Below are 23,035 nucleotides of genomic sequence, written 5' to 3' on the forward strand. Positions count from 1 at the left end.
GAAGACCTGGGCGGAGACAGCACGATGATCGGCCTCAGCCACTACCTCACGGTCGCCGCGATCCTGTTCACGCTCGGCGTGCTGGGGATCTTCATCAACCGCAAGAACGTCATCGTCATCCTGATGTCGATCGAGCTGATCTTGCTCGCGGTGAACATCAACTTCGTCGCCTTCTCGACCCACCTGAACGACATCACCGGCCAGGTCTTCGCCCTGTTCGTGCTAACGGTCGCCGCGGCCGAGGCCGCGATCGGGCTCGCCATCCTCGTGGTGTTCTTCCGCAACCGCGGCTCCATCGCGGTCGAGGACATCAGCATGATGAAGGGCTGAGCGGCTCACCCCGCGACGCCCTTCCGCCAGAAACCCGCCGCCCTGCGAGGCCGGACCGCACGATGTATCACGCGATCGTCTTCTTCCCGCTCATCGGCGCCCTCATCGCCGGGCTGTTCGGGCGCTTCATCGGCGCGCGGGTCTGCGAGTACGTCACCACCGCCTGCCTCGCCTTCTCGGCGCTGCTGTCCTGGGGCGTGTTCATCGAGGGCGACCACGCCACGCGGGTGCAGGTCGCGACCTGGTTCACGGCCGGCGACCTCACCGTCGACTGGGCCTTCCGCATCGACACGCTGACGCGGGTGATGCTCGTCGTCGTCACCACCGTCTCGACCCTCGTGCACCTCTACTCCGTCGGCTACATGGAGGAGGATCCGCACCGGCCGCGCTTCTTCGCCTACCTGTCGCTGTTCACCTTCGCCATGCTGATGCTGGTGACGGCCGACAACCTCGTGCAGATGTTCTTCGGCTGGGAGGGCGTCGGCCTCGCCTCCTACCTGCTGATCGGGTTCTGGTACGAGAAGCCCTCGGCGAACGCCGCCGCGATGAAGGCCTTCATCGTCAACCGCGTCGGCGATTTCGGCTTCTCGCTCGGCATCTTCCTCGTCTTCGTGCTGTTCGGCTCGGTCGCCTTCGACGGCATCTTCCCGCGGGTGAACGAGCTCAAGGACGCGCATTTCCACTTCCTCGGCCAGGATTGGCACGCGCTGACGCTGACCTGCCTGCTGCTGTTCATGGGCGCGATGGGCAAGTCGGCGCAGTTCCTGCTGCACACCTGGCTGCCGGATGCGATGGAAGGCCCGACCCCGGTCTCGGCGCTGATCCATGCCGCGACCATGGTGACGGCCGGTGTGTTCATGGTGGCGCGCCTGTCGCCGCTGTTCGAGCTCGCGCCCGACGCCCTCGTGTTCGTCACGGTCATCGGCGGCATCACCGCCTTCTTCGCCGCCACGGTCGGCCTGGTGCAGAACGACATCAAGCGCGTGATCGCGTACTCGACCTGCTCGCAGCTCGGCTATATGTTCGTCGCGCTCGGCGTCGGCGCGTACTCCGCCGGCATCTTCCACCTGTTCACCCACGCCTTCTTCAAGGCGCTGCTGTTCCTCGGCGCCGGCTCGGTCATCCACGCGATGCACCACGAGCAGGACATGCGGAACATGGGCGACTTGCGCCGCTACATCCCGTTCACCACCGCGATGATGGCGATCGGTACGCTGGCGCTCATCGGCTTCCCCTTCACCGCCGGCTACTACTCGAAGGATGCGATCATCGAGGCGGCCTACGCCTCGACGCGGCCCGGGCACACGCTGGCCTTCATGGCGACCGTGATCGCGGCGTTCTTCACCTCGTTCTATTCCTGGCGCCTGTTCTTCCTCACCTTCGAGGGGCCGGCGCGCTGGGGCGCGCACGCCCATCACGACGACCACGCGACGCCGGCCGTCGCGCATGCGTCTCAGGCCGTCGAAGCCGACGGCGCGCCGGGCCACACCGAGGGCGTGGCGCACGACGACCACGGCCACGACATCGAGCCGGCGCACAAGAGCGACCTCGTCGCCGACGACCACCACGGGCACGGCCATCACGGCGATCACACGCCACACGAATCCCCGCTGGTGATGACGATCCCCCTCGGCATCCTCGCCTTCGGCGCGCTGTTCACCGGCCTGATCTTCAAGGATCGCTTCATCGGCGAGGGCATGGAGGCGTTCTGGGGCCACGCCCTGGCGCACGGGCCCGACAACCACATCATGCACGACATCCACCACGTGCCCGCGCTGGTCTCCTACGCGCCGTTCATCATGCTGCTGCTCGGGTTCGTGCTGGCCTTCATCATGTACATCCGCCGGCCGAAGCTGCCGGGCGCGCTCGCCGCCCAGCAGCCGGCCCTGTACCGGTTCCTGCTCAACAAGTGGTACGTCGACGAGATCTACGACCGGATCTTCGTGCGTCCGGCCAAGGATTTCGGCCTGTTCCTGTGGCGGCAGGTCGACGGCCGCGCCATCGACGGCGCCGGCCCGGACGGGATCGCGGCCCGCGTCGTCGACGTGACCCGCGGCGTCGTCCGCTTCCAGACCGGCTACGTCTACCACTACGCCTTCGTGATGCTGATCGGCGTCGCGGGCATCCTGAGCTGGTACCTGATGGCCGGCCTTCCGAAGCCCGGGGGGCACTGACGATGGTCGTCGCTCAGCATCGCATCCGGCCCTTGCGCGGGTCCCCTCTCCCAGTGGGAGAGGGACAGGGTGAGGGGCGTGACCTCTCCGGCACGTCCTCATCCCTCACCCCAACCCTCTCCCGCACAGGAGAGGGGGCTGCGTCGTGCCGTCCGAGCGCGAATCCCATCGTTTGGAGCCTTCGCTAGATGTTCGGTCTCGGCATCCTCTCCGGCCTGCTGATCGTGCCGCTCTGCGGCGCGGCCTTCATCCTGACCTTGTCGGGCGACGAGAAGGCCGTCGCGAAGAACGCCCGCTGGGCGGCGCTCGCGACCACGGTCGTCACCTTCCTGCTCTCGCTCGTCGCCTGGAACCGGTACGACGCGACCTCGGCGAGCTTCCAGCTCGTCGAGAGCCACGCGTGGCTCGCCGAGACGATCCGGTTCAAGCTCGGCGTCGACGGCTTCTCGATGCCGCTCGTGCTGCTGACGACGTTCCTGATGCCGTTCTGCGTCGGCGCCTCGTGGCACGCGATCGGCACCCGCGTGAAGGAGTACTTCGTCGCCTTCCTCGTGCTCGAGACGACGATGATCGGCGTCTTCCAGGCGCTCGACCTGGTGCTGTTCTACCTGTTCTTCGAGGCCGGCCTGATCCCGATGTTCCTCATCATCGGCATCTGGGGCGGCAAGCGGCGCATCTACGCCAGCTTCAAGTTCTTCCTCTACACCCTGCTCGGCTCGGTGCTGATGCTGCTCGCCATCATGGCGATGTACTGGCAGGCCGGCACGACCGACATCCCGACCCTGTTGCAGACCCGCTTCCCCGTGAGCATGCAATGGTGGCTGTGGCTGGCCTTCTTCGCGAGCTTCGCGGTGAAGATGCCGATGTGGCCGGTGCACACCTGGCTCCCCGACGCGCACGTCGAGGCGCCCACCGCCGGCTCGGTGATCCTGGCCGGCATCCTGCTCAAGATGGGCGGCTACGGCTTCATCCGGATCTCGCTGCCGATGCTGCCGGATGCGAGCCACACCTTCGCGCCGCTGGTCTTCGCGCTGTCGGTGATCGCGATCATCTTCACCTCGCTCACCGCCCTGATGCAGACCGACATCAAGAAGCTCATCGCCTACTCGTCGGTGGCGCATATGGGCTTCGTCACGCTCGGCCTGTTCACCCTCAACGAACAGGGCATCCAGGGCGCGCTGTTCCTCATGATCTCGCACGGCATCGTCTCGGGCGCGCTCTTCCTCGGGGTCGGCGTGGTCTACGACCGGATGCACACCCGCGAGATCGCGGCCTATGGCGGCCTCGTGAAGCGGATGCCGCTCTACGCCGTGGCGATGATGGTGTTCACCATGGCCAATGTCGGCCTGCCCGGCACCTCCGGCTTCGTCGGCGAGTTCCTGGCGATGATGGGCGCCTTCAAGGCGAACCCGACGGTGGCGTTCTTTTCGGTCTTCGGCATCATCCTGTCGGCCGGCTACGCCCTGTGGCTCTACGCGCGGGTGATCTACGGCAAGCTCGAGAAGCCCAACCTCCAGGGCATCCTCGATCTCGACAACCGTGAAAAGCTGATCCTCGCGCCGCTCGTCGCGCTGACGATCTACTACGGCGTCCACCCGGCCCCGATCCTCGACGTCTTCGCCCCCTCCACCGAGGCGTTGATGACGAGCATGAAGGCCGCCCTCTCGAACACGCAGACCGCGGCCGCCGCGCTGCCCCTCGCGCGCTGAAGGCAGGGCCAGAGATGCCGACCGTCCAGACCGTGCAGACCGTCCTGCCCTCGCTCACCCCGCTGCTGCCCGAGCTGATCCTCGGCGTCGGCGTGATGGTGCTGATCCTCTACGGCGCGTTCCGCGGCGAGCGCTCCGTCGAGACCATCAACGTCGGCGCCCTCGCGCTGCTGCTCGTCGCCCTGTTCGTGGTGATGTCGCAGGCGCCCGGCACCAAGGTGACGACGCTGTCCGGCAGCTTCATCCAGGACGGCTTCTCGAAGGTGATGAAGGCCCTGGTGCTGCTGGGTTCCGCCGCGACGATCCTGCTGTCGCGCGACTACTTCCAGCGCGAGAAGATCGACCGGTTCGAGTTCCCGATCCTGATCGTGCTGTGCACGATCGGCATGCTGGTCATGGTCTCGGCCAACGACCTGATCGCGCTCTATCTCGGCCTCGAGCTGCAGTCGCTCGCCGCCTACGTCATCGCCGCGTTCCACCGCGACGACCTGAAGTCCACCGAAGCCGGCCTGAAGTACTTCGTCCTCGGCGCGCTTTCCTCGGGCATGCTGCTCTACGGCGCCTCGCTGGTCTACGGCTTCACCGGCACCGTGTCCTTCCCCGGTATCGTCTCGGCGCTCCACGAGGATGCCGGCTTCGGCATCGTGCTCGGCATCGTGTTCGTCGCGGCCGGCGTCTCGTTCAAGCTGGCGGCGGTGCCGTTCCACATGTGGACGCCGGACGTCTACGAGGGTTCTCCGACGCCGGTGACGGCGTTCTTCGCCTCCGCCCCGAAGATGGCGGCGATGGCGATGACGGTCCGCGTCTTCATCGGCGCGTTCCCCGACGTCACCGCGATCTGGCAGCAGATCATCGTGTTCATCGCCATCGCCTCGATGACGCTGGGCTCCTTCGCCGCCATCGGCCAGCGCAGCCTCAAGCGCCTGATGGCCTACTCGTCGATCGGCAACGTCGGCTACGCCCTGATCGGGTTGGCGGCGGGCACCGAGGAGGGCATCCGCGGCGTGGTGGTCTACATGATCATCTACCTCGCGACGACGCTCGGCGCCTTCGCCATCATCCTGAGCCTGCGCCGCCGGAACGAGATGTTCGAGACGATCGAGGACCTGTCCGGCCTCTCGCGCACCCATCCGTGGATCGCGTTCTGCCTGGCGATGATGATGTTCTCGCTGGCCGGCATCCCGCCGCTCGCCGGGTTCTTCGGCAAGTTCTACGTGTTCGCCGCCGCGATCCAGGCCAACCTCGTGGCGCTCGCCGTCGTCGGCGTGGTCACCAGCGTGGTCGGGGCGTACTATTACATCCGCGTGGTCAAGATCATGTACTTCGACGAGGCCAAGGCGCCCTACGAGGCGATGGCCCCGGGCCTGCGCATCGTGCTCGCCCTGTCGAGCGTCGTCGTGATCCTGTTCTGGCTGCTGCCGGCACCGCTCGTCGGGGCTGCGGGCGCGGCGGCCAAGTCGCTGTTCTAGCGCCTTGGACTTCCGTCTCGGCGACGGCGCGCGCGCCGTCGGGCATCGCCTTCACGTCCACGACCGCCTCGGCTCGACCAACACCGAAGCGCTCGACCAGGCGCGCGCCGGGGCGACCGGCCCGCTCTGGGTCGCGGCGCACGCCCAGGAGGCCGGCCGCGGCCGGCGCGGCAACGCCTGGGCCTCGGTGCCGGGGAACCTCACCGCCAGCGCGCTGTGGCCGGTGGCGGGCGTCGAGCCGGAGCGGGTCGCCGGCCTCGGCTTCGTCGCCGGGGTCGCGCTGGTCGAGACCCTGGAGGCGGTCTGCGGCCCGGGCTCGGCCGGGACGTTCGGGCTGAAATGGCCGAACGACGTGCTGGCGGGCGGCGCCAAGCTCGCCGGCATTCTGCTCGAGGCGGAGACGCTGCCGGGCGGCAGGCGGGCGGTGGCGATCGGGTTCGGCGTCAATGTCGCAGGCGTTCCCGAGGCGTTTTCGAGTTCCGCCGCCTCGCTCGCGGGATTCGGATACCAAAGTGATGCCGGCATGGTGCTGGCGGATCTGACGAATAAGCTTGCCGCGGCGGCCCGTATCTGGGATCGCGGGCGGGGATTCCCTGAGATTCGCGAGCGATGGCTCGCACGGGCCTCCGGCCTCGGGTCGCGCATCGCGGTCCGCAGCGGCACGGAGACCCTGGTCGGCGATTTCGAAGACATCGACGAGGGGGGGCGGCTCGTGATCCTCGCCCCGGACGGAACGCGGCGAACCGTGACGGCGGGCGAGGTGCATTTTGGGACGGCCGCGACGGCGGCATGAGATGGATTTGGAACTGATGACAACGGGACACGACGAGCTCGTCTTCCTGCCGCTCGGCGGCGTGGGCGAGATCGGGATGAACGCCGCCCTCTACGGCTTCGGGCCGGAGAAGGGCCGCAAGTGGATCATGGTCGATTGCGGGATGGGCTTCGCGAGCGAGGAGGCGATGCCCGGCGTCGACCTCATGTTCCCGGACCTCACCTACATCGAGGAGCGGAAGAAGGACCTGCTGGGGATCTTCATCACCCACGCGCACGAGGACCATATCGGCGCGATCTCCGAGCTGTGGCCGCGCCTGAAGGTGCCGGTTTACGCCACCCGCTTCGCCAAGAGCCTGCTCGAGACCCGGCGCCTGTCGGAGCCGGGCGCGCCGAAGGTGGACCTGCGCGAGATCAAGCCGGGCCGCCGGGTGACGCTCGGACCGTTCGAGATCGACTACGTGCCGGTCTCGCACTCGATCCCCGAGTCGAACGCGGTGGCGATCCGGACGTCCGCCGGCCTCGTGCTGCACACCGGCGACTGGAAGATCGACCCGACGCCGATCCTCGGCGACGTGACCTCGGCCGAGGCGTTCCGCGCCATGGGCGACGAGGGCATCCTGGCGCTCGTCTGCGATTCGACCAACGTCGTCCGCGAGGGCTTCTCGCCGAGCGAGGCCGAGGTCGCCGCGACGCTCGCCAAGCTCATCGCCGTCGCGCCGCAGCGCGTGGCGGTGACGACCTTCGCCTCCAACGTCGCCCGCATCCGCGCCGTGGCCCTGGCGGCCAAGGCCTGCGGCCGCGAGGTGGTCGCGGTCGGCCGCGCCATGGACCGGGTGATCGACGTCGCCCGCGAATGCGGCTTCCTCGACGGCCTGCAGGACTTCCGCCGCGCCGATTCCTGGCGCGACCTGCCGCGCGACAAGGTCGTGGCGCTGCTCACCGGCTCGCAGGGCGAGCCGCGTGCGGCTTTGGCCCGCGTCTCCCGCAAGGATCACCCGGACATCGCGCTCGCCGCGGGCGATCAGGTGATTTTCTCATCGCGCGCCATCCCCGGCAACGAGCGCGAGGTCGGCGCGATCATCAACGACCTGATCGAGCAGGGCGTCGAGGTCATCACCGACCGGACCGAGCTGGTCCACGTCTCAGGCCACCCGCGCCGGGACGAGATGGCCGAGATGTACGCCTGGACCCGGCCGCAGACGGCGATTCCCGTCCACGGCGAGGCCCTGCACCTCGACGAGCACGCGCGCTTTGCCCGCGCCCACGGCGTCGACAACGTGGTCAAGGCCCGCAACGGCACCTTGATCCGCCTGAGCCCCGGCCGGCCGGAGATCATCGACCACGTGAAGTCGGGCCGCCTGTTCAAGGACGGCAACGTCCTGATCGACGGCAAGGACCGCGCGATCCCCGAGCGGCGCAAGCTCGCGCAGGCCGGCCTCGTCTCGGTGGCGATCGCCATCGACGAGAGCGGCGAGGTGCTGGGCGAGCCGGCGGTGGACATCATCGGCCTGCCCAACCGCGGCCGCGGCGGCGCGCCGCTGATCGACACCGTCGTCGATTCGGTCTCGCGCACGCTGTCCGGCCTGTCGAAGGGCAAGCGCCGCGACTCGGAGGCCGTCGAGAAGGCCGTCGACCGCGCCGTGCGCTCGGCCGTCAACGAGGTCTGGGGCAAGAAGCCCGCTTGCCACGTGCAGGTGGTCGAGGTCTGATCGCAATCGTCCCTCCCCCTGAAGCGGGGGAGGGTGGCCTTCGCGTGAGCGAAGGTCGGGAGAGGGGACCGCCATTCCAGGCACCGTCGCTCCCCTCTCCGGACTTAGCTCGCGGGCCGCCCTCTCCCGCAGAGGGGAGAGGGAAGGGCACGGTGAAGATCGGGAGAAACCAATGATCGGCCGGCTCAACCACGTCGCCATCGCGGTGCGCGACCTCGACGCCGCGTGCAAGGTCTACCGCGAGACGCTGGGCGCGACGCTGACGGCGCCGCTGCCGCAGCCGGAGCACGGCGTCACCGTCGTGTTCGTCGAATTGCCCAACAGCAAGATCGAGCTGATGGCGCCGCTGGGCGCGGATTCGCCGATCGCGAGCTTCGTCGAGCGCAACCCGGGCGGCGGCGTCCACCACGTCTGCTACGAGGTCGACGACATCATTGCGGCCCGCGACCGGCTGAAGGCCGAGGGCGCCCGCGTGCTCGGCACCGGGGAGCCCCGCATCGGCGCGCACGGCAAGCCGGTGCTGTTCCTCCACCCGAAGGACTTCCTCGGGACGCTGACCGAGCTGGAGCAGGTCTGATCCGGGTGAACGCATTCCTCAAGGCCGTGGCGCGCTCGACCCCGCGGACGCTCGGCGTGGTGCTCGTCCTCGTCGCCGCCTTCGTCGCGGTGGCGGTGCTGCAGTTCCGCCTGACGGTGTTCGGGGCGAGCGCCCTCTACTTCGTGGTGTGGTGGACGCTGCTCTTCGCGATCCTGCCGATCCGCAACCAGGCCGAGACCGACCCGGCTCGGGTGGTGCCGGGGCAGGACCCCGGCGCGCCCGCCGCGCCGCGTCTGCGCGAGAAGGCGATCTGGACGACGCTCGCCGCCGGCGCGGCCTTCCTGGTCGCGCTCGCGGCGTTTCCGCTGACGGGGCTCTAGCGCAACGTCCGCCTGCGCGGGCTGGTACTCGGATGGCCGGCGGCGTGCCGTCCATGTTTCGACCGCTGTCGGCCTGATTGGGAGGGTCGTCGGTGGTCTCGCAAAACAAAAAAGCAAGGCCTGAGGCCTTGCTTTTCTAGCAGTCAATCTGGCTCGACCTTTGATTGTCCTACGCATTGACTGCGTGGCGGTCGATTTTCCTCCCGAGACCCGGACCTTTGCGTGCCCTCTAAGGGGCTTCGCAACCATCGCGGGCCGCTTATAGGAACAACATTTCGTCCTGTCACCGGGTCGAAGAGAGAAATCTGCGTTTTTTCGCCGACAGGCCGCATGAATCGGCCTCCCGGCCCGCCGCCGGACGCTCGCGCGGGCGAAACTGGGCTCCGGCCGGCCCGAAAAATCCAAGCCGCTTGTGTTTTCCGGTTGCAGTGTGTTGTGTGCCCCCGGCAACGGGATCGGCGTCCGTGCGCGCCGCCCGCCCCGAGCCGCCCGCCGGAACCGTCAAAAGAAGCCCCATGCGTCTGTCCCGCTACTTCCTGCCGACCTTGCGCGAGACGCCCAAGGAAGCCGAGATCGTCTCGCATCGGTTGATGCTGCGCGCCGGCCTCGTGCGCCAGGAATCGGCCGGCATCTATGCGTGGCTGCCGCTCGGCCTGCGGGTGCTGAACAAGGTCTGCGACGTGATCCGCACCGAGCAGGACCGGGCGGGCGCGATCGAGCTGCTTCTGCCGACGATCCAGTCGGCCGAGCCGTGGCGGGAATCCGGCCGCTACGACGCCTACGGCAAGGAGATGCTGCGCATCAAGGATCGGCACGAGCGCGAGATGCTCTACGGCCCCACCGCCGAGGAGGTCGTGACCGGGATCTTCCGCGCGAGCGTGCGCTCCTACAAGGACCTGCCGAAGAACCTCTATCAGATCTCCTGGAAGTTCCGCGACGAGGTGCGGCCGCGCTTCGGCACCATGCGCTCGCGCGAGTTTCTGATGAAGGACGCCTACTCCTTCGACTTCGACCAGGCCGGCGCGCGCCACGCCTACAACCGGATGTTCGTCGCCTACCTGCGCACCTTCGCAGGGCTGGGCCTGAAGGCGATTCCGATGCGGGCCGACACCGGGCCGATCGGCGGCGACCTCAGCCACGAGTTCATCATCCTGGCCCAGACCGGCGAGAGCGAGGTGTTCTGCGACCGCGCCTACCTCGATTTCGAGATCCCGCCCGCCACCGTGGACTTCGAGGACGTCGCCGCCCTGCAGGGCCTCGTCGACGCCTGGACCTCGCACTACGCCGCCACCGACGAGATGCACGAGGCCGACGCCTTCGCCGAGGTGCCGGAGGAGAACCGCATGTCGGCCCGCGGCATCGAGGTCGGGCACATCTTCTACTTCGGCACGAAGTATTCTGAGCCGATGGGCGCCAAGGTCGCCGGCCCGGACGGGATCGAGCGCCCGGTCCACATGGGCTCCTACGGCATCGGCCCGAGCCGTCTCGTCGCCGCGATCATCGAGGCCTCGCACGACGAGGCCGGCATCGTCTGGCCCGATGCTGTCGCGCCGTTCGACGTGGCTTTGATCAACCTCAAGGTCGGCGACGCCGGCACCGACGCCGCCTGCGCCGAGATCCAGGCGACGCTGGAGGCCGCCGGCCTCAGCGTGCTCTACGACGACCGCGACGAGCGGCCGGGCGCCAAGTTCGCCACCGCCGACCTGATCGGCCTGCCTTGGCAGGTGGTGGTCGGTCCGAAAAGCCTGGCCGAGGGCAAGGTCGAGCTGAAGCGCCGCGCCGGCGGCGAGCGCGAGACCCTGGCGGCGGTGGACCTGATCGCGCGCATCCGGCGTGCCTGAGGCTCCCATGGCGGTCGCAGCCGAAACCGGGGCGAGCCCGCGCAAACCGGACGCCAAGCCGGGTGCCAAGCCGGCGTCGCGCGGCGGCGCGACCGCGCCGTTCGCCGCCTTCGAGTGGATCATCGCCGGCCGCTACCTCCGCGCGCGGCGCCGGGGCGGCGGCGTCTCGGTGGTGGCGTTCTTCTCGGTGCTGGGCATCGCGCTCGGCGTCGCGACGCTGATCATCGTGCTCTCCGTGATGAACGGCTTCCGCACCGAGCTGCTGTCGAAGATCGTCGGCATCAACGGCCACATCTTCGTCACCCCGATCGACCGCACCTTCACCGACTTCGCCGACCTGTCCGAGCGGCTCTCGAAGGTGGCGGGGGTGCGCGCCGCGATCCCGCTGGTCGAGGGCCAGGCCTTCGCTTCCTCGCCCTACGGCGGCAGCGGCGTGCTGGTCCGCGGCGTGCGCGGCGACGACCTCGGGGCGATCGGCGGCATCTCGAAATCCCTGCGCGGCGGCACGCTGGAGGGCTTCGACGACGGCTCGGGCGTGCTGATCGGCCGCCGGCTCGCCGACAGCCTGGCGATCCAGGCCGGCGACACCATCACCCTCTCGACGCCGAAGGGGGCGACCACGGCCTTCGGCACCGCGCCGCGGACTAAGAGCTACAATGTGAAGGCGATCTTCGAGATCGGCATGACCGAGTTCGATTCGACCTTCGTGTTCATGCCGCTCTCCGAATCGCAGGCGTTCTTCAACCGCGAGGGCGACGTCAGCCTGATCGAGATCTACATCGACAACCCCGACGCGGTCGCCGCCATGCGCGAGCCGCTGGAGATGGCGGCCGAGCGGCCGGTGCTGCTCACCGACTGGCGCCAGCGCAACCGCACCTTCTTCGGGGCGCTCGAGGTCGAACGCAACGTGATGTTCCTGATCCTGAGCCTCATCGTCGTGGTGGCGACGCTCAACATCGTCTCCGGCCTGATCCTGTTGGTGCGCGACAAGTCGAGCGACATCGCGATCCTGCGCACCATGGGCGCGACGCCGGGCACGGTAATGCGCGTGTTCCTGATCAACGGCGCGCTGATCGGCCTCGTCGGCACGCTGTCGGGCCTCGGGCTCGGCATCCTGATCACCTTGAACATCAAGCCGATCCAGCGGGTGCTGTTTCCCGGAGCCTGGGACCCGACGGTGCGGTTCCTCGCTGAGATCCCCGCCGAGATGAATCCTACCGAGATCACGGTCGTGGTGCTGACCTCGTTCCTGCTCGCGCTCGCCGCGACGGTCTATCCCTCCTGGCGCGCGGCCCGGCTCGATCCGGTGCAGGCGCTGCGCTACGGCTGAGCGGCATTCCCATGAGCGGAACCCCCGAGCCCGCCGGCATCCCGCCGGTGCCGGCCCTGTTCTTTTCCCGCGTCGAGCGGCGCTACGCGCAGGGCGACCGCGGCCTCGACATCCTGCGCGGGGCCGACCTCGCGATCTGGCCGGGCGAGCTGGTGGCGCTCGTCGCGCCGTCGGGCGCCGGCAAGTCGACGCTGCTGCACCTGGCCGGCCTGCTGGAGCGGCCCGACGGCGGCGAGGTCTATGTCGGCGGCCAGCCGACCGCGGCGATGAAGGATGCCGAGCGCACGCGCTTCCGGCGCGAGGAGATGGGCTTCGTCTACCAGTTCCATCACCTGCTGCCGGAGTTCTCGGCGCTGGAGAACGTGGTGATGCCCCAGCTCATCCGCGGCCTCGGTCGCAGCGAGGCGAAGGCGCGGGCCACCGAGCTCCTGAGCTTCCTCGGCCTCAAGGACCGTCTCGTCCACCGCCCGGCGGAGCTCTCGGGCGGCGAGCAGCAGCGCGTCGCCATCGCCCGCGCCGTCGCCAACGGGCCGCGCCTGCTGCTCGCCGACGAACCCACCGGCAACCTCGACCCCTCGACCGCGGGCCACGTCTTCTCGATCCTGCTCTCGCTGGTGCGCGCCTCCGGCCTCGCGGCGCTGATCGCGACCCACAACATGGATCTCGCCGCCCGCATGGACCGCCGGGTCACGATCCGCGACGGGCTGATCGAGCAGTTGGACTGAAGCCGAGGACGCCGGTGTCGCCGCCTCGTGGCGGCGCGGTCACGCGTCATCCCATTTCGGCACGGATGCACGTTCGCGTTGCAACCGAAACGCGGAGTCGCGGATTACTCGCTTGAAGACGCGGAAACGCGTCGTCCGCGACCGGTGCCGACGCGCCGGGAACGCTGCCCAGGCGAGATCCAGATCCATGTCGACGACGTCCGTTGCTCCCGCCCTCACGCTCGTGGCTTTGCTCGGCCTTGCCGCCCCCCTTGCTACTCCGACCGCTGCCTCGGCCGCCTCGGCGACCACCGCCGCGGTGACCAAGGTCGCCGACGTGACCCCGCCGGCTCGCACGGTCTCGGCGAACGAGGGCGAGGAGGATGGCGGCACCTGCAGCCGCATGCGCCGCCGCCTCTGGGTTGAGGGCGAGGGCTGGATCGTTCGCCGCATCACCACCTGCCGCTGAACCGGATCGACGCCGGACAGGTTCGATTTGGGTTCGTTGCGCGAATCTGTGCGCAACACCGCCCGGCGCAGGGTTTAAGCAGTCTTCGCACGTAGCTCGCCGCCCCGAACCGGAACGAGATCGCCGAAACCGGGGTTTGCCCGGAAAGTCAGCGTTCCGTCCGGAGTTCCGATCCATGGCCCGTCACCGCCCGTCGCTCGCCGCTTCGTTCGTCCTTTCCGCCGCCCTGTCCCTCGGTGCCGGGGCGGCGAGCGCTGAGACCGTCCGCGTCACGCCCTACGGCGACGGCGCGGCCTATGCCGGCCAGGGCGGCTACGGTTTTGCCGACGAGGCGGTGCGCGGCGCCTATGTCGGCGCGCCCTTCAGCAGCGTGCCCTCGCCCAACCGCATCGTCCCGGCGCCGTGGAGCTACGGCACCTACGGTGTGCCGACGATCTCCGGATTGCGCGAGGCGCCGGTGGCCGCGCCGAGCGTGACCGTAGTCAACCCGGGCGAGCGCGCCGTCGCCCGCCCCGGACGCGGCCCCCGCATTCTCTCGCGCGGCCGCGACGGCGCCTGGACCTCCGGCGGGCGGGTCCAGACCGGCAACGGCGTCTCCGTCGTCACGGTCTCCGTCCCGCACCGCTGAGCTTCAGGCGTCTTCCGCCCGCGTGAGCGCCGCGTACCACGCGGCGTAGGGCGAGTCGCGTGGGTTGCGCCCGCCCTGATCCTCGGCCCCGTCGCCCCACCACACCGGCCCGCGCTCGCCGAGCGCCTCCTTGGCGGCCTGGACCGCGTCGCGGGCGCTCCGCATCAGCTCGGCCGCGCCGGCCTCGCCCTTGCGCTTCGCGCGCTTGGCCGCCCCGACGGCGCGGCGTGCATCCATCAATTCATCGACATGGCGCTGCCGGGTCTCCTCGGGTAGGCGCGGATCGCTGCAGCGCCACAGCCGTCCGCCGACGACGAAGTAGCGGCCGTCCGGCGTGCGCGGGTAGGGTGGGGCCCCGGTCCCGATCGACTTCTTCGCTGTGGTCACATGCCTCTCCCGTCGGCGCGCCAGGGTCGTCGCGCGGCGTCGGCGGTTGCGCCGCCTCGTACGATCCTGCGATCCACGTTCTGCGCGTATCTCGCTGAGACTGCATCTTAAGGTTTTTCAGGCCATCTCGTGCGACGCCAGTTTCCACCGGTATCGCGCGCCATGCACATCGTCATCGTCGATTCGAGCCGCGTCGTCCTCAAGGTCATCACCGGGCTGCTGGAACCGCGCGGGCACGTCATCAACACGTTCACCGATTCCGCCGCCGCCTGCGCTTTCCTCGAGGAGACGCCGAGCGTCCGGGTGCTGATCACCAGCCTCGAAGTCCGCCCGATGACCGGGTTGGAGCTGTGCTGGTCGGCCAGGCTGCTCGCCGAGGCGCGCCGCCCGCTCTACGTGATCACCATGTCGTCGGCGCGCAACGCCCGGAACCTCGCCGAGGCCCTCGACAGCGGCGCCGACGACTTCATCGAAAAGCCGCCGGGCGCCGAGGAGCTGCATGCGCGCCTGCGCGCCGCCGAGCGGCTGACCACGATGCAGGACGAGTTGATCCGCCTCGCCGAGACCGACTCGCTCACCGGCCTGCTCAACCGCCGCGCCTTCTTCGCCCGCGTCGGAGCCGTCGCGGAGCGCGCCGGCAACCACGGCACCCTGTCGGCCGTGTTCGCCGACATCGACCACTTCAAGCGCATCAACGACGAGCACGGCCACGACGTCGGCGACGCCGCGATCCGCGCCGTCTCCGATCTCCTCGGCGCACAGGGGATCGCCGGGCGCCTCGGCGGCGAGGAGTTCGCGGTGGTGCTGCCCGGGCTCTCGCTCGCGGCGGCGGAGGCCGTCGCGGGGCGGCTGCGCCTCCAGATCCGGGACCTGCGCATCCGCGGGACGCGCGGCCCCGTGCGCCTGACCTGCAGCTTCGGCGTCAGCACCTGGTGCGAGGGCGACAGCGTCACCGCGCTCACCAAGCGCGCAGACATCGCCCTCTATGAGGCCAAGACCACCGGGCGCGACCGCGTCGTCTCGGCGGAGACCGACATCGTGCTCGCGCGCGCCGGCTGACGCCGCCCGCGGGTCCGACGCCAGATGTCCTTGCGGAGCGAGGCGGGCGGGCGTACCTCGCCAGTCTTCGCAGGGCGGGCGCGGACACGATCGCGCCGGATTTCGCAGCGATTCGCCTGCGTTAAGGTTGATCGCGCTGTGCCTGCGCGAGACACGCGTTAAGTATAAGCCTCGCGCCATATGTGATTTCGACACAAGTCCGAGGCCGAAAACCCCAGGATTCGTCTGGAACGAGTCTTGAAACACCTTCTCCGACCCCGGCGGAATTGTGCCATGCCGGGAAAAGATGGGGTGTGCGGGATGAGTATGGCCGTTGACGTCCTGGTTTTCGACGAGCCCCAGGAGATGAATCCCGCCTTCCGCGCGACGCTGGAGCACATGCCGGCGCTCCACACGATCGGCGAGGCCGACCTCGACCGGGTCGACCCGGCCAACGTCGTCGCGCTGATCTTCCTCGACGAGACGCGGCTGGCGGACGGCCTCGGCCACCTCGCCGACCTCAAGGCACGCCTGCCGGCCCTGAAGACGCTGGTGGCGTTCCAGGCGTTGAATGCGGCCGACCTCGACGCCCTGCTCCGGGCCGGGGCCGACGCCTTCGTGGCGCGCTCCGCCGCCCCGCGCGACCTCTGCAACGCCGTGCTGGCCCTCGCCGAGGGCGCCCTGCAGCTGATCGCCCGCGCCGAGGTCGAGGCCGAGCCGGTCTCCGCCGCCGCCGAGCCGGCCGACGGCCTCGGGCTGACCCCGCGCGAGGCCGAGGTGCTGCGCTTCCTCAGCGCAGGCTTCAGCAACAAGGAGGTCGCGCGCCGCCTGATGCTCTCGGTCCGCACGGTGGAGACCCACCGCCTGAACCTGCGGCGCAAGACCCAGACCGGCCGGTTGAAGGACCTGGTCTCGCTCGCCCGGCAACTCGGCCTCGCGCCGGTGCTCGACGCGGAGACCAGCCGGCGCGGCGTCGAAGCGCCTCGGACGAACACGGGCGAAGGTCCGGCGCGCCACTGAGCGCGCCGCGACCCGGCCGCGCGGCCGGTTCGCTCAGGCGCGCGCCAACTCCGCGCTCGCAGCGGTCGTCCTCGCCTTGGCCGACTTTCCCGCCTTGGCCGCCGTCTTCGTCTTGCTTGCCTTCGTCTTGCTTGCCTTCGTCTTGTTCGCCTGCGTTTTCGCCGGCTCGGCCGCCTTGGCCGCCGTCTTCCTCGCCTTGCCGGCCTTCGCCTTCGAAGCCGTCGGCGCGTCCGCGGTGAGCCGGTTCTGCAGCAGGCTCAGCACCGCCGCCTCTTCGGGGCGCAGGCTGCTGAGATCCTCGACCAATTCGCTCTCGACCGCCTCCTTCACCTGAAGCAGCAGGGCGCCTTCGAGGTAGCAGTCGATGATCTGCGGGTGGATGTAGCACTTGCGGCAGATGGTCGGCGTGTTGCCGAGCCGCCCGGCGACGCTCTCGATCGCCGCGCGAACGTTCTTCTTGGCGCCGGCCTCGCCGTCGAAGGCCTCGAACTCGCGCAACGCCAGCGCCGCCAGCACCGTGCCGGCCCAGGTGCGAAAATCCTTCGCCGTGATGTCCTGCCCCGAGATCTCGCGCAGGTAGGCGTTGACGTCCGAGGAGGTCACGTCGCGCGGCTGCCCCGCCTCGTCGACGTACTGGAACAGCTCCTGGCCCGGCAGATCCTGGCAGGCCTTGACGATCTTGGCCACGCGCCGGTCCTTCACCGACAGGTCCCAGGTCTTGCCGCTCTTGCCCTTGAAGCGGAACGTCATCTCCGCGCCCTCGACCTTGACGTGCGGGTCCCGCAGCGTCGTCAGCCCGTAGCTCTTGTTGGCCCGGGCGTAGTCGTCGTTGCCGACGCGGATCAGCGTCGTCTCCAGCAGGTGCACCACGGTGGCGAGCACCTTCTCGCGCGACAGGCCCTTGCGCCGCATGTCGGCGTCGATGCGCGTGCGGATGCCGGGCAGGGCGTCGGCGAAGGCCATGATGTGGCTGAACTTGGTCGAGTCCCGCGCCGCCCGGAAATCGGGATGGTAGCGGTACTGCTTGCGCCCCTTGGCGTCGCGCCCGGTCGCCTGGATGTGGCCGTTTCGGCGCGGGCAGATCCATACGTCGGTGTAGGCCGGCGGGATCGCGAGCGACTTGATCCGCTGGACCTGCGCCTTGTCGCGGACGGGGGCGCCCTTGGCGTCGACGAAGCGGAAGCCCGTGGCGGTCTTCTTCCGGGTCAGGCCGGGCATGGTGTCGTCGACGTAGGCGAGCCCGGCCTCGGCGGCCGCGTCGCGCGGGTCGACGACGGTGCCGGCGGTCTCGTCCGATGCCATCAGCTCCGCTCCCATCGGCCCTGCTCCTCCCTGCGAAAGCCTGGCCTCAACCGGGGCCGGACCGGCCCTGTTCCGGCGCTTGCGTATCCGCCGCACACGGATGCCCGCCCGTGTTAGAGGTCGGCCCGATGGACGCCGCCGACTCCCCCGCCCCCGCTGCGCCGATGCGGCGCCTCGCCTTCGTCGTCACCGAGGACTGGTTCTTCGCCTCGCACTTCCTGCCGATGGCGCGGGCGGCGGTGGCGATGGGCCTGTCGGTCGCCGTGGTGACGCGGGTGCGCGAGCACCGCGCGGCGATCGAGGCGACGGGCGCTCGGGTGGTCGCGTTGGAGGCGGAGCGCTCCAGCCTCAACCCGATGGCCGCCGGCTACGCGGCCGGGCAGCTTGCGGCGATCCTGAAGGCCCTGAACCCAGACATCGTCCACTGCATCGCGCTGCGCGGGATCCTCGTCGGCGGCACGGCGGCGGCGATGGCCAACATCCCGGCCCGCGTCTACGCGCTCACCGGCCTCGGGCTGATCGGCGCGCGCGGCGACGCCGCCGGCCGCCTCGCGCGCACGGCGCTCCGCCACCTGATCCGCGGGCCGCTGGCCTCCAAGCGCACCCGCTTCCTGTTCGAGAACCCGGACGACGCCGCCGCCCTCGGCCTCGACCCGGCCGACACCGCGGTGACGATCGTCGGCGGCGCCGGAGTCGACCCAAACGCGTTCGTGCCGGCGCCGCTGCCGCCCCACCCACCGCTGCGCGTGGCGATCGTCGCGCGGATGCTGTGGTCGAAGGGGATCGACGTCGCCGTCGAGGCGGTGCGGCTCGCCCGCGCGCAAGGCGCGGCGGTCGAACTCGCCCTGCACGGCGCCCCCGACGCCTCGAACCGCCGCGCGATCCCCGAGGCGACGTTGCGCGACTGGTCCCGCGACGGCGTCGCCTGGCTCGGGCCGACGCGCGACGCGGCCGCGGCCTTCGCCGCCGCGCATGTCGGCTGCCTGCCCTCGCGGGGCGGGGAGGGCCTGCCGCGTACCCTGCTCGAGGCCGCCGCCTGCGGCCGGGCGCTCGTGACCACCGACGTGCCGGGCTGCCGCGCCCTGGTGCGCGACGGCGTCGAGGGCCTTGTCGTCCCCCCGGACGACGCGCCGGCCCTGGCCGCGGCCCTGGTGCGCCTTGCCCGCGACCCGGCCCTCGTCGCGGGTCTCGGCGCCGCGGCCCGCCGACGGGTCGTCGAGGACGGGTTCTCGGAGGCCGCGGTGTCCGCGGCCGTCTCCGGCCTCTACCGCGAGCTGCTGGGCTCATGATCGCGAGCAAAGACGCCGACGCCTTCATCCGCGCCAACACCCGCCTGCTGCCGGTGGCGCATGCGCCGGAGTTGGTGATCCACGTCGCCGACGAGGCGACGGAGCTGTGGCAGAAGACCGAGGACGAACTGGCCGAGATCGGCCTGCCGCCGCCGTTCTGGGCCTTCGCCTGGGCCGGCGGCCAGGCACTCGCCCGCTACCTCCTCGACAACCCAGAGGTCGTCGCCGGGCGGCGCGTGCTCGACTTCGCCTCCGGTTCCGGCCTGGTGGCGATCGCCGCGGCGAAGTCCGGCGCCGCCTCGGTGCTCGCCAGCGACCTCGACCCCTTCGCCATCGCCGCGATCCCGCTCAACGCCGCCGCCAACGGCGTCGCCGGCCGGATCACCGCGACGGCGGCCGACCTGGTCGGCACCGTGCCCGACGTCGACCTCGTGCTCGCCGCCGACATCTTCTACGAGCGCGACCTCGCCGCCGCGGTGGGCGGCTGGCTCGGGCGCCTGCACGCTGCCGGCACCACGGTGCTGCTCGGCGATCCCGGCCGCAGCTACCTGCCGCGCGCCCGCCTCGAGGCGATCGCCAGCTACGCCGTGCCGGTGACGCGGGCGCTGGAGGATGCCGAGATCAAGCAGAGCCACGTCTGGCGGTTCGTCGGGTGATCCGGTGGGCGCCGCCGCCGGGTCGCGTTGGCAGAAGGCAACCGGCGCCACCTCGAGTAGTATTCGTTTGGCCGTCCAGCGGTTGTATCCGTGGATATGGCCACTATTGGGCGGTGAAAGAAAGCATTCACGTGATCGATCGTGGTTTTTCGATCGGCGGCCAAGAAAATTGTGGGTTGATTAATGTCGGTCGGGCAATTTCCGCATCGGCCACCGGTGCGGTCTGCGGGGCATGGACCGGAAGATGAACGATCCTAAGGCCTACGTGACACTGTCCGCCGGCGCCGCGATCTTCGAGGAGGGCGAGCCCGGCGCGTTCGCCTAACCTGATCGTCGCGGGGCGGGCCGCGCTCTTCCTTCGGCGCGACGGCGTCGAGGTGTCGATCGCCGAGCGCGCCGCCGGCGAGATCGTCGGCGAGATGGCGCTGCTCGATGCCGGCCCGCGCTCCGCCTCGGCGCGGGCGATCGAGGATTGCATCCTCGTCTCGGTCTCCGAGGAGCAGATCCGGCATCGCCTGCACAATGCCGACCCGATCCTGCGCCTGTGCTTCGGCGTCATCATGGCCTGCTGCCGGGATGCCGTGGCGCTGCCGAGGCCGAACGGTACGGTCGCGCCGAACGGTAGGGTCGCGCCGACGCGAGCCGCCGGCGCCCATTTTTCGCCGTCGCTGAAGGCGGATTTCGAGGCCTCGATCGACGCGATGATGACGGAGCGCGCGCTGCGCCTCGCGCTGAACCGCAACGAGTTCGAGCTGTACCTGCAGCCGATCGTCCACCTCGGGACGGAGGCGCTCGCCGGCTTCGAGGCCCTGATCCGCTGGCGCCATCCCGAGAAGGGCCTCGTGCACCCGATGGCGTTCATCCCGGTCGCGGAAGCGAGCGAACTGATCGTCGAGATCACCCAATGGGTCGTCTGCGAGGTCGGGCGGATCATGCCCGAGATCATGAGGGCGGCCCTGCAGAACCCGGCCGCCACCGACGGGCCGCTGTTCCTTTCGATCAACGTCGGCGGCCACGACCTCGCCCGGGCGAGCTTCCCCGAGATGGTCGGCGAGATGCTGCGCAGCACCGGCATCGCCCCGTCGACGCTGAAGCTCGAGATCACCGAGACCACGGTGATGCGCGATCCCGTGGGCGCCACGGAAGCGCTCAGCCAGTGCCGCGAGGCGGGCATGGGCGTCGCCATCGACGACTTCGGCACCGGCTACTCGTCGCTGAGCGACCTCTCGAAGCTGCCGATCACCACCTTGAAGGTCGATCGCGAGTTCGTGCGCGCGATGCTCACCACCCCGTCCAACCGCAAGATCATCCAGACGATCCTGCGGCTCGCCGACGAGATCGGCATCCCGGTGGTCGCCGAGGGCATCGAGGAGCCGGCCGAGGCCGACGCCCTCGCCGAGATGGGCTGCGCCTACGGCCAGGGCTACCGTTTCAGCCGCCCGGTGCCGCTCGCGGAGACCCTCGCCCTGACCAAGGCCTGGCGACTCGCGCCCTACGATGCGGCGCTGATCGTCGCGCCGTAGCCGCTCGCACCGGTCGTCGGGGCGGGCGGGGATGCGCGATTTCGCGAAGTTCGGTTAAGGATCCTCCGATACAGCGGATGCGAAAGCCGCGCCGCGCACCGGCGCTCGGAGGTTGACGGTTTTGGGCGACGACGATCCCGATCACGACCGGCAGGGCGCCGTCTCGGGCGATGCCCCCGCGGCCGGCACGCCCCCGTCGGACGGTCAGCCGCCGGCCTGGGAGATCGTACTGCCCGAAGAGGGCGCGACGGAAGATCTCGGGCTGTTCCTGGCAGAGTTCCTGATGCCGGGCGACCTCGTCGCGCTCTCGGGCGGCCTGGGCGGTGGCAAGACCACGCTCGCGCGCGCGCTGATCCGCGAATTGGCCGGCGACCCGGACCTCGAGGTTCCAAGCCCGACCTTCACCCTGATCCAGCCCTACGAGGGCCGGCTCGGCGCGATCGTCCACGCCGACCTCTACCGCCTGCGCAGCGCCGACGAGCTGGTCGAGCTCGGCTTCGACGAGATGACGGATTCCGCGATCACCCTGGTCGAGTGGCCCGAGCGGCTGCCGCCGCGCGAGGGGCCGGTGCTCTCGATCGACCTGTCGCTCCGGCCCGAGTTCGGCGAGGGCTCGCGGTTCGCGCGCATCTCCGGCACCGAGGGCATGCGCGCCCGCCTCGATCGCGCGCGCGCGGTCCGCGCGCTGCTCGCCCGCAGCGGCTGGGACGAGGCGACGCGCACCCTGATGCAGGGCGACGCGTCGTCGCGCGCCTACGAGCGCCTGACCCATCCCGACGGCCGCTCGGCGGTGCTGATGATCTCGCCGCCGCGGGCCGACGGCCCCCCGGTGCGCGACGGCAAGCCCTACAGCGCCATCGTCAAGCTCGCCGAGAGCGTCCACGCCTTCGTCGCCATCGACCGGGGGCTGCGGGCGCTGGGCTTCTCGGCGCCGCGCATCTACGGCGAGGACCTCGACACCGGCCTGCTGATCCTCGAAGACCTCGGCATCGAGCCGGTGGTCGACGCCGCCGGCCCGCGGCCCGAGCGCTACGCCGAGGCGACGCGCCTGCTGGCCAAGCTCCACGCCGTCGAGTTGCCGGGCGTGCTGCCGGTGGCCGAGGGCATCGACCACGTGCTGCCGACCTACGACGCCGGGGCGCTGCTGTTCGAAACCGAGCTGCTGCCGGACTGGTACGCCCCGGCGCTGCGCGGCGTGACGCTCTCGCCGGAGGCGCGGGCCGAGTTCGGCGCGCTGTGGGCCGAGGTTCTGGAGGGCGCCGTGCCCGCCCGCCCGACCTGGACTTTGCGGGACTACCATTCCCCCAACCTGATCTGGCTGCCCGAGCGCGACGGATTGGAGCGCATCGGCGTGATCGACTTCCAGGACGCGGTGCTCGGCCACCCGGCCTACGACGTCGCCTCGCTGCTCCAGGACGCGCGGGTCGACGCCAACGCCGAGTTCGAGCTCCGGCTGCTCGGGCTCTACGCCCGCGAGCGCCGCGCCCGCGACACGGCCTTCGACGTGCAGGGCTTCGCCACCGCCTACGCCATCCTGGCGGCGCAGCGTGCCACCAAGATCCTCGGCATCTTCGCGCGGCTGAACCTCCGCGACGGCAAGCCCGCCTACCTCGCCCACATCCCGCGGATCGAGGGCTACCTCGCCCGCAACCTCGCCCATCCGGCCCTGGCTTCGCTGCGCGATTGGCACCTGCGGCACCTGCCCGGGCTGCTCGCACCCGCCGAGCCGCCCGCCGAGCCCGCCTGAGCCGCCCTCCGACCCCTC

The 23,035-nt window shown here is 70.1% G+C and carries 21 protein-coding genes; 19 read left to right on the top strand and 2 right to left on the bottom strand.

The features are described from left to right. Positions 1-24 precede the first annotated feature (24 nt). The 13 genes from nuoK (at position 25) to FV226_RS09805 (ending at position 14,055) form a co-directional block, all read left to right on the top strand. The gene (nuoK, locus tag FV226_RS09745) at positions 25-330 is read left to right on the top strand and encodes an NADH-quinone oxidoreductase subunit NuoK (protein WP_147751041.1); all 306 of its coding nucleotides are present in this window, start codon (positions 25-27) and stop codon (positions 328-330) included. Between the two features lie 62 nt (positions 331-392). Further along, positions 393-2,504, top strand: a complete 2,112-nt coding sequence (gene nuoL, locus FV226_RS09750; RefSeq protein WP_147762748.1) for an NADH-quinone oxidoreductase subunit L — start codon at positions 393-395, stop codon at positions 2,502-2,504. A gap of 188 nt (positions 2,505-2,692) precedes the next feature. Next, entirely contained in the window at positions 2,693-4,213 is a 1,521-nt protein-coding gene (locus FV226_RS09755) for an NADH-quinone oxidoreductase subunit M (protein WP_147762749.1), read from the top strand. 14 nt (positions 4,214-4,227) lie between these two features. Beyond that, complete coding sequence (nuoN, locus tag FV226_RS09760; RefSeq protein WP_147762750.1) at positions 4,228-5,682, top strand: NADH-quinone oxidoreductase subunit NuoN; 1,455 nt, start codon at positions 4,228-4,230, stop codon at positions 5,680-5,682. Between the two features lie 4 nt (positions 5,683-5,686). Next, entirely contained in the window at positions 5,687-6,475 is a 789-nt protein-coding gene (locus tag FV226_RS09765) for a biotin--[acetyl-CoA-carboxylase] ligase (RefSeq protein ID WP_147762751.1), read from the top strand. A 16-nt stretch (positions 6,476-6,491) separates the two neighbouring features. After that, positions 6,492-8,165 carry a ribonuclease J gene (locus FV226_RS09770; protein ID WP_147751036.1) on the top strand — a complete coding sequence of 558 codons (1,674 nt, stop codon included), beginning with the start codon at positions 6,492-6,494 and terminating at the stop codon, positions 8,163-8,165. 172 nt (positions 8,166-8,337) lie between these two features. Further along, positions 8,338-8,742 carry a methylmalonyl-CoA epimerase gene (mce, locus tag FV226_RS09775; RefSeq protein ID WP_147726100.1) on the top strand — a complete coding sequence of 135 codons (405 nt, stop codon included), beginning with the start codon at positions 8,338-8,340 and terminating at the stop codon, positions 8,740-8,742. Next, positions 8,739-9,083 carry a DUF1467 family protein gene (locus FV226_RS09780; protein ID WP_147751052.1) on the top strand — a complete coding sequence of 115 codons (345 nt, stop codon included), beginning with the start codon at positions 8,739-8,741 and terminating at the stop codon, positions 9,081-9,083. The genes mce and FV226_RS09780 overlap by 4 nt, the downstream gene beginning before the upstream one ends. A 515-nt stretch (positions 9,084-9,598) precedes the next feature. Beyond that, entirely contained in the window at positions 9,599-10,924 is a 1,326-nt protein-coding gene (gene proS, locus FV226_RS09785) for a proline--tRNA ligase (protein WP_147762752.1), read from the top strand. A 7-nt stretch (positions 10,925-10,931) separates the two neighbouring features. After that, positions 10,932-12,254 (top strand): lipoprotein-releasing ABC transporter permease subunit, encoded by a 1,323-nt coding sequence (locus FV226_RS09790; protein WP_147751034.1) that lies wholly within the window; start codon positions 10,932-10,934, stop codon positions 12,252-12,254. 11 nt (positions 12,255-12,265) lie between these two features. After that, positions 12,266-12,979 (top strand): ABC transporter ATP-binding protein, encoded by a 714-nt coding sequence (locus tag FV226_RS09795; protein WP_147762753.1) that lies wholly within the window; start codon positions 12,266-12,268, stop codon positions 12,977-12,979. Between the two features lie 187 nt (positions 12,980-13,166). Next, on the top strand, positions 13,167-13,427 hold the full coding sequence (locus tag FV226_RS09800) for a hypothetical protein (protein ID WP_246685492.1): 261 nt from the start codon (positions 13,167-13,169) through the stop codon (positions 13,425-13,427). Positions 13,428-13,602: 175 nt separating this feature from the next. After that, the gene (locus FV226_RS09805; RefSeq protein ID WP_147762754.1) at positions 13,603-14,055 is read left to right on the top strand and encodes a hypothetical protein; all 453 of its coding nucleotides are present in this window, start codon (positions 13,603-13,605) and stop codon (positions 14,053-14,055) included. Between the two features lie 3 nt (positions 14,056-14,058). On the opposite strand, the gene FV226_RS09810 is transcribed toward FV226_RS09805, so the two are convergent. Beyond that, complete coding sequence (locus FV226_RS09810; RefSeq protein WP_238271079.1) at positions 14,059-14,442, bottom strand: hypothetical protein; 384 nt, start codon at positions 14,440-14,442, stop codon at positions 14,059-14,061. Positions 14,443-14,604: 162 nt separating this feature from the next. Here FV226_RS09810 and FV226_RS09815 point away from each other — a divergent pair, with 162 nt between their 5' ends. Then, positions 14,605-15,501 (top strand): diguanylate cyclase, encoded by an 897-nt coding sequence (locus tag FV226_RS09815; RefSeq protein WP_147751031.1) that lies wholly within the window; start codon positions 14,605-14,607, stop codon positions 15,499-15,501. Between the two features lie 300 nt (positions 15,502-15,801). Further along, a complete protein-coding gene (locus tag FV226_RS09820) occupies positions 15,802-16,500 on the top strand; it encodes a response regulator transcription factor (RefSeq protein WP_147751030.1) in 699 nt (232 codons plus the stop codon). Positions 16,501-16,533: 33 nt separating this feature from the next. Here the strand turns inward: FV226_RS09820 and FV226_RS09825 are convergent, their stop codons facing one another. Next, positions 16,534-17,802, bottom strand: coding sequence for a DNA topoisomerase IB (locus FV226_RS09825; RefSeq protein WP_147762755.1), 1,269 nt, complete (start codon positions 17,800-17,802; stop codon positions 16,534-16,536). A gap of 128 nt (positions 17,803-17,930) precedes the next feature. On the opposite strand from FV226_RS09825, the gene FV226_RS09830 reads away from it, so the two are divergent. The 4 genes from FV226_RS09830 (at position 17,931) to tsaE (ending at position 23,017) form a co-directional block, all read left to right on the top strand. Further along, positions 17,931-19,091: a glycosyltransferase gene (locus FV226_RS09830; protein ID WP_147762756.1), complete on the top strand. Its 1,161-nt coding sequence runs from the start codon at positions 17,931-17,933 to the stop codon at positions 19,089-19,091. Further along, positions 19,088-19,747 carry a methyltransferase gene (locus tag FV226_RS09835; RefSeq protein WP_147751027.1) on the top strand — a complete coding sequence of 220 codons (660 nt, stop codon included), beginning with the start codon at positions 19,088-19,090 and terminating at the stop codon, positions 19,745-19,747. Before FV226_RS09830 ends, FV226_RS09835 begins: the two co-directional genes overlap by 4 nt. Before the next feature lie 377 nt (positions 19,748-20,124). Next, positions 20,125-21,270: an EAL domain-containing protein gene (locus FV226_RS09840; RefSeq protein WP_246685541.1), complete on the top strand. Its 1,146-nt coding sequence runs from the start codon at positions 20,125-20,127 to the stop codon at positions 21,268-21,270. Between the two features lie 223 nt (positions 21,271-21,493). After that, entirely contained in the window at positions 21,494-23,017 is a 1,524-nt protein-coding gene (gene tsaE / locus FV226_RS09845; protein ID WP_246685542.1) for a tRNA (adenosine(37)-N6)-threonylcarbamoyltransferase complex ATPase subunit type 1 TsaE, read from the top strand. Positions 23,018-23,035 lie beyond the last annotated feature (18 nt).

This window comes from Methylobacterium sp. WL12, from assembly GCF_008039475.1.
Classification (GTDB): Bacteria; Pseudomonadota; Alphaproteobacteria; order Rhizobiales; family Beijerinckiaceae; genus Methylobacterium; species Methylobacterium cerastii.

Excerpts from the sequence above, each read along its gene's own strand:
- FV226_RS09815 (WP_147751031.1), top strand. The coding sequence starts at position 14,605 with ATGCACATCGTCATCGTCGATTCGAGCCGCGTCGTCCTCAAGGTCATC.
- proS (WP_147762752.1), top strand. The coding sequence starts at position 9,599 with ATGCGTCTGTCCCGCTACTTCCTGCCGACCTTGCGCGAGACGCCCAAG.
- FV226_RS09820 (WP_147751030.1), top strand. The coding sequence starts at position 15,802 with ATGAGTATGGCCGTTGACGTCCTGGTTTTCGACGAGCCCCAGGAGATG.
- nuoL (WP_147762748.1), top strand. The coding sequence starts at position 393 with ATGTATCACGCGATCGTCTTCTTCCCGCTCATCGGCGCCCTCATCGCC.
- FV226_RS09800 (WP_246685492.1), top strand. The coding sequence starts at position 13,167 with ATGTCGACGACGTCCGTTGCTCCCGCCCTCACGCTCGTGGCTTTGCTC.
- FV226_RS09830 (WP_147762756.1), top strand. The coding sequence starts at position 17,931 with ATGGACGCCGCCGACTCCCCCGCCCCCGCTGCGCCGATGCGGCGCCTC.
- FV226_RS09790 (WP_147751034.1), top strand. The coding sequence starts at position 10,932 with ATGGCGGTCGCAGCCGAAACCGGGGCGAGCCCGCGCAAACCGGACGCC.
- FV226_RS09835 (WP_147751027.1), top strand. The coding sequence starts at position 19,088 with ATGATCGCGAGCAAAGACGCCGACGCCTTCATCCGCGCCAACACCCGC.
- FV226_RS09770 (WP_147751036.1), top strand. The coding sequence starts at position 6,492 with ATGACAACGGGACACGACGAGCTCGTCTTCCTGCCGCTCGGCGGCGTG.
- nuoK (WP_147751041.1), top strand. The coding sequence starts at position 25 with ATGATCGGCCTCAGCCACTACCTCACGGTCGCCGCGATCCTGTTCACG.
- FV226_RS09795 (WP_147762753.1), top strand. The coding sequence starts at position 12,266 with ATGAGCGGAACCCCCGAGCCCGCCGGCATCCCGCCGGTGCCGGCCCTG.
- FV226_RS09805 (WP_147762754.1), top strand. The coding sequence starts at position 13,603 with ATGGCCCGTCACCGCCCGTCGCTCGCCGCTTCGTTCGTCCTTTCCGCC.
- FV226_RS09825 (WP_147762755.1), bottom strand. The coding sequence starts at position 17,802 with ATGGCATCGGACGAGACCGCCGGCACCGTCGTCGACCCGCGCGACGCG.
- mce (WP_147726100.1), top strand. The coding sequence starts at position 8,338 with ATGATCGGCCGGCTCAACCACGTCGCCATCGCGGTGCGCGACCTCGAC.
- FV226_RS09755 (WP_147762749.1), top strand. The coding sequence starts at position 2,693 with ATGTTCGGTCTCGGCATCCTCTCCGGCCTGCTGATCGTGCCGCTCTGC.
- nuoN (WP_147762750.1), top strand. The coding sequence starts at position 4,228 with ATGCCGACCGTCCAGACCGTGCAGACCGTCCTGCCCTCGCTCACCCCG.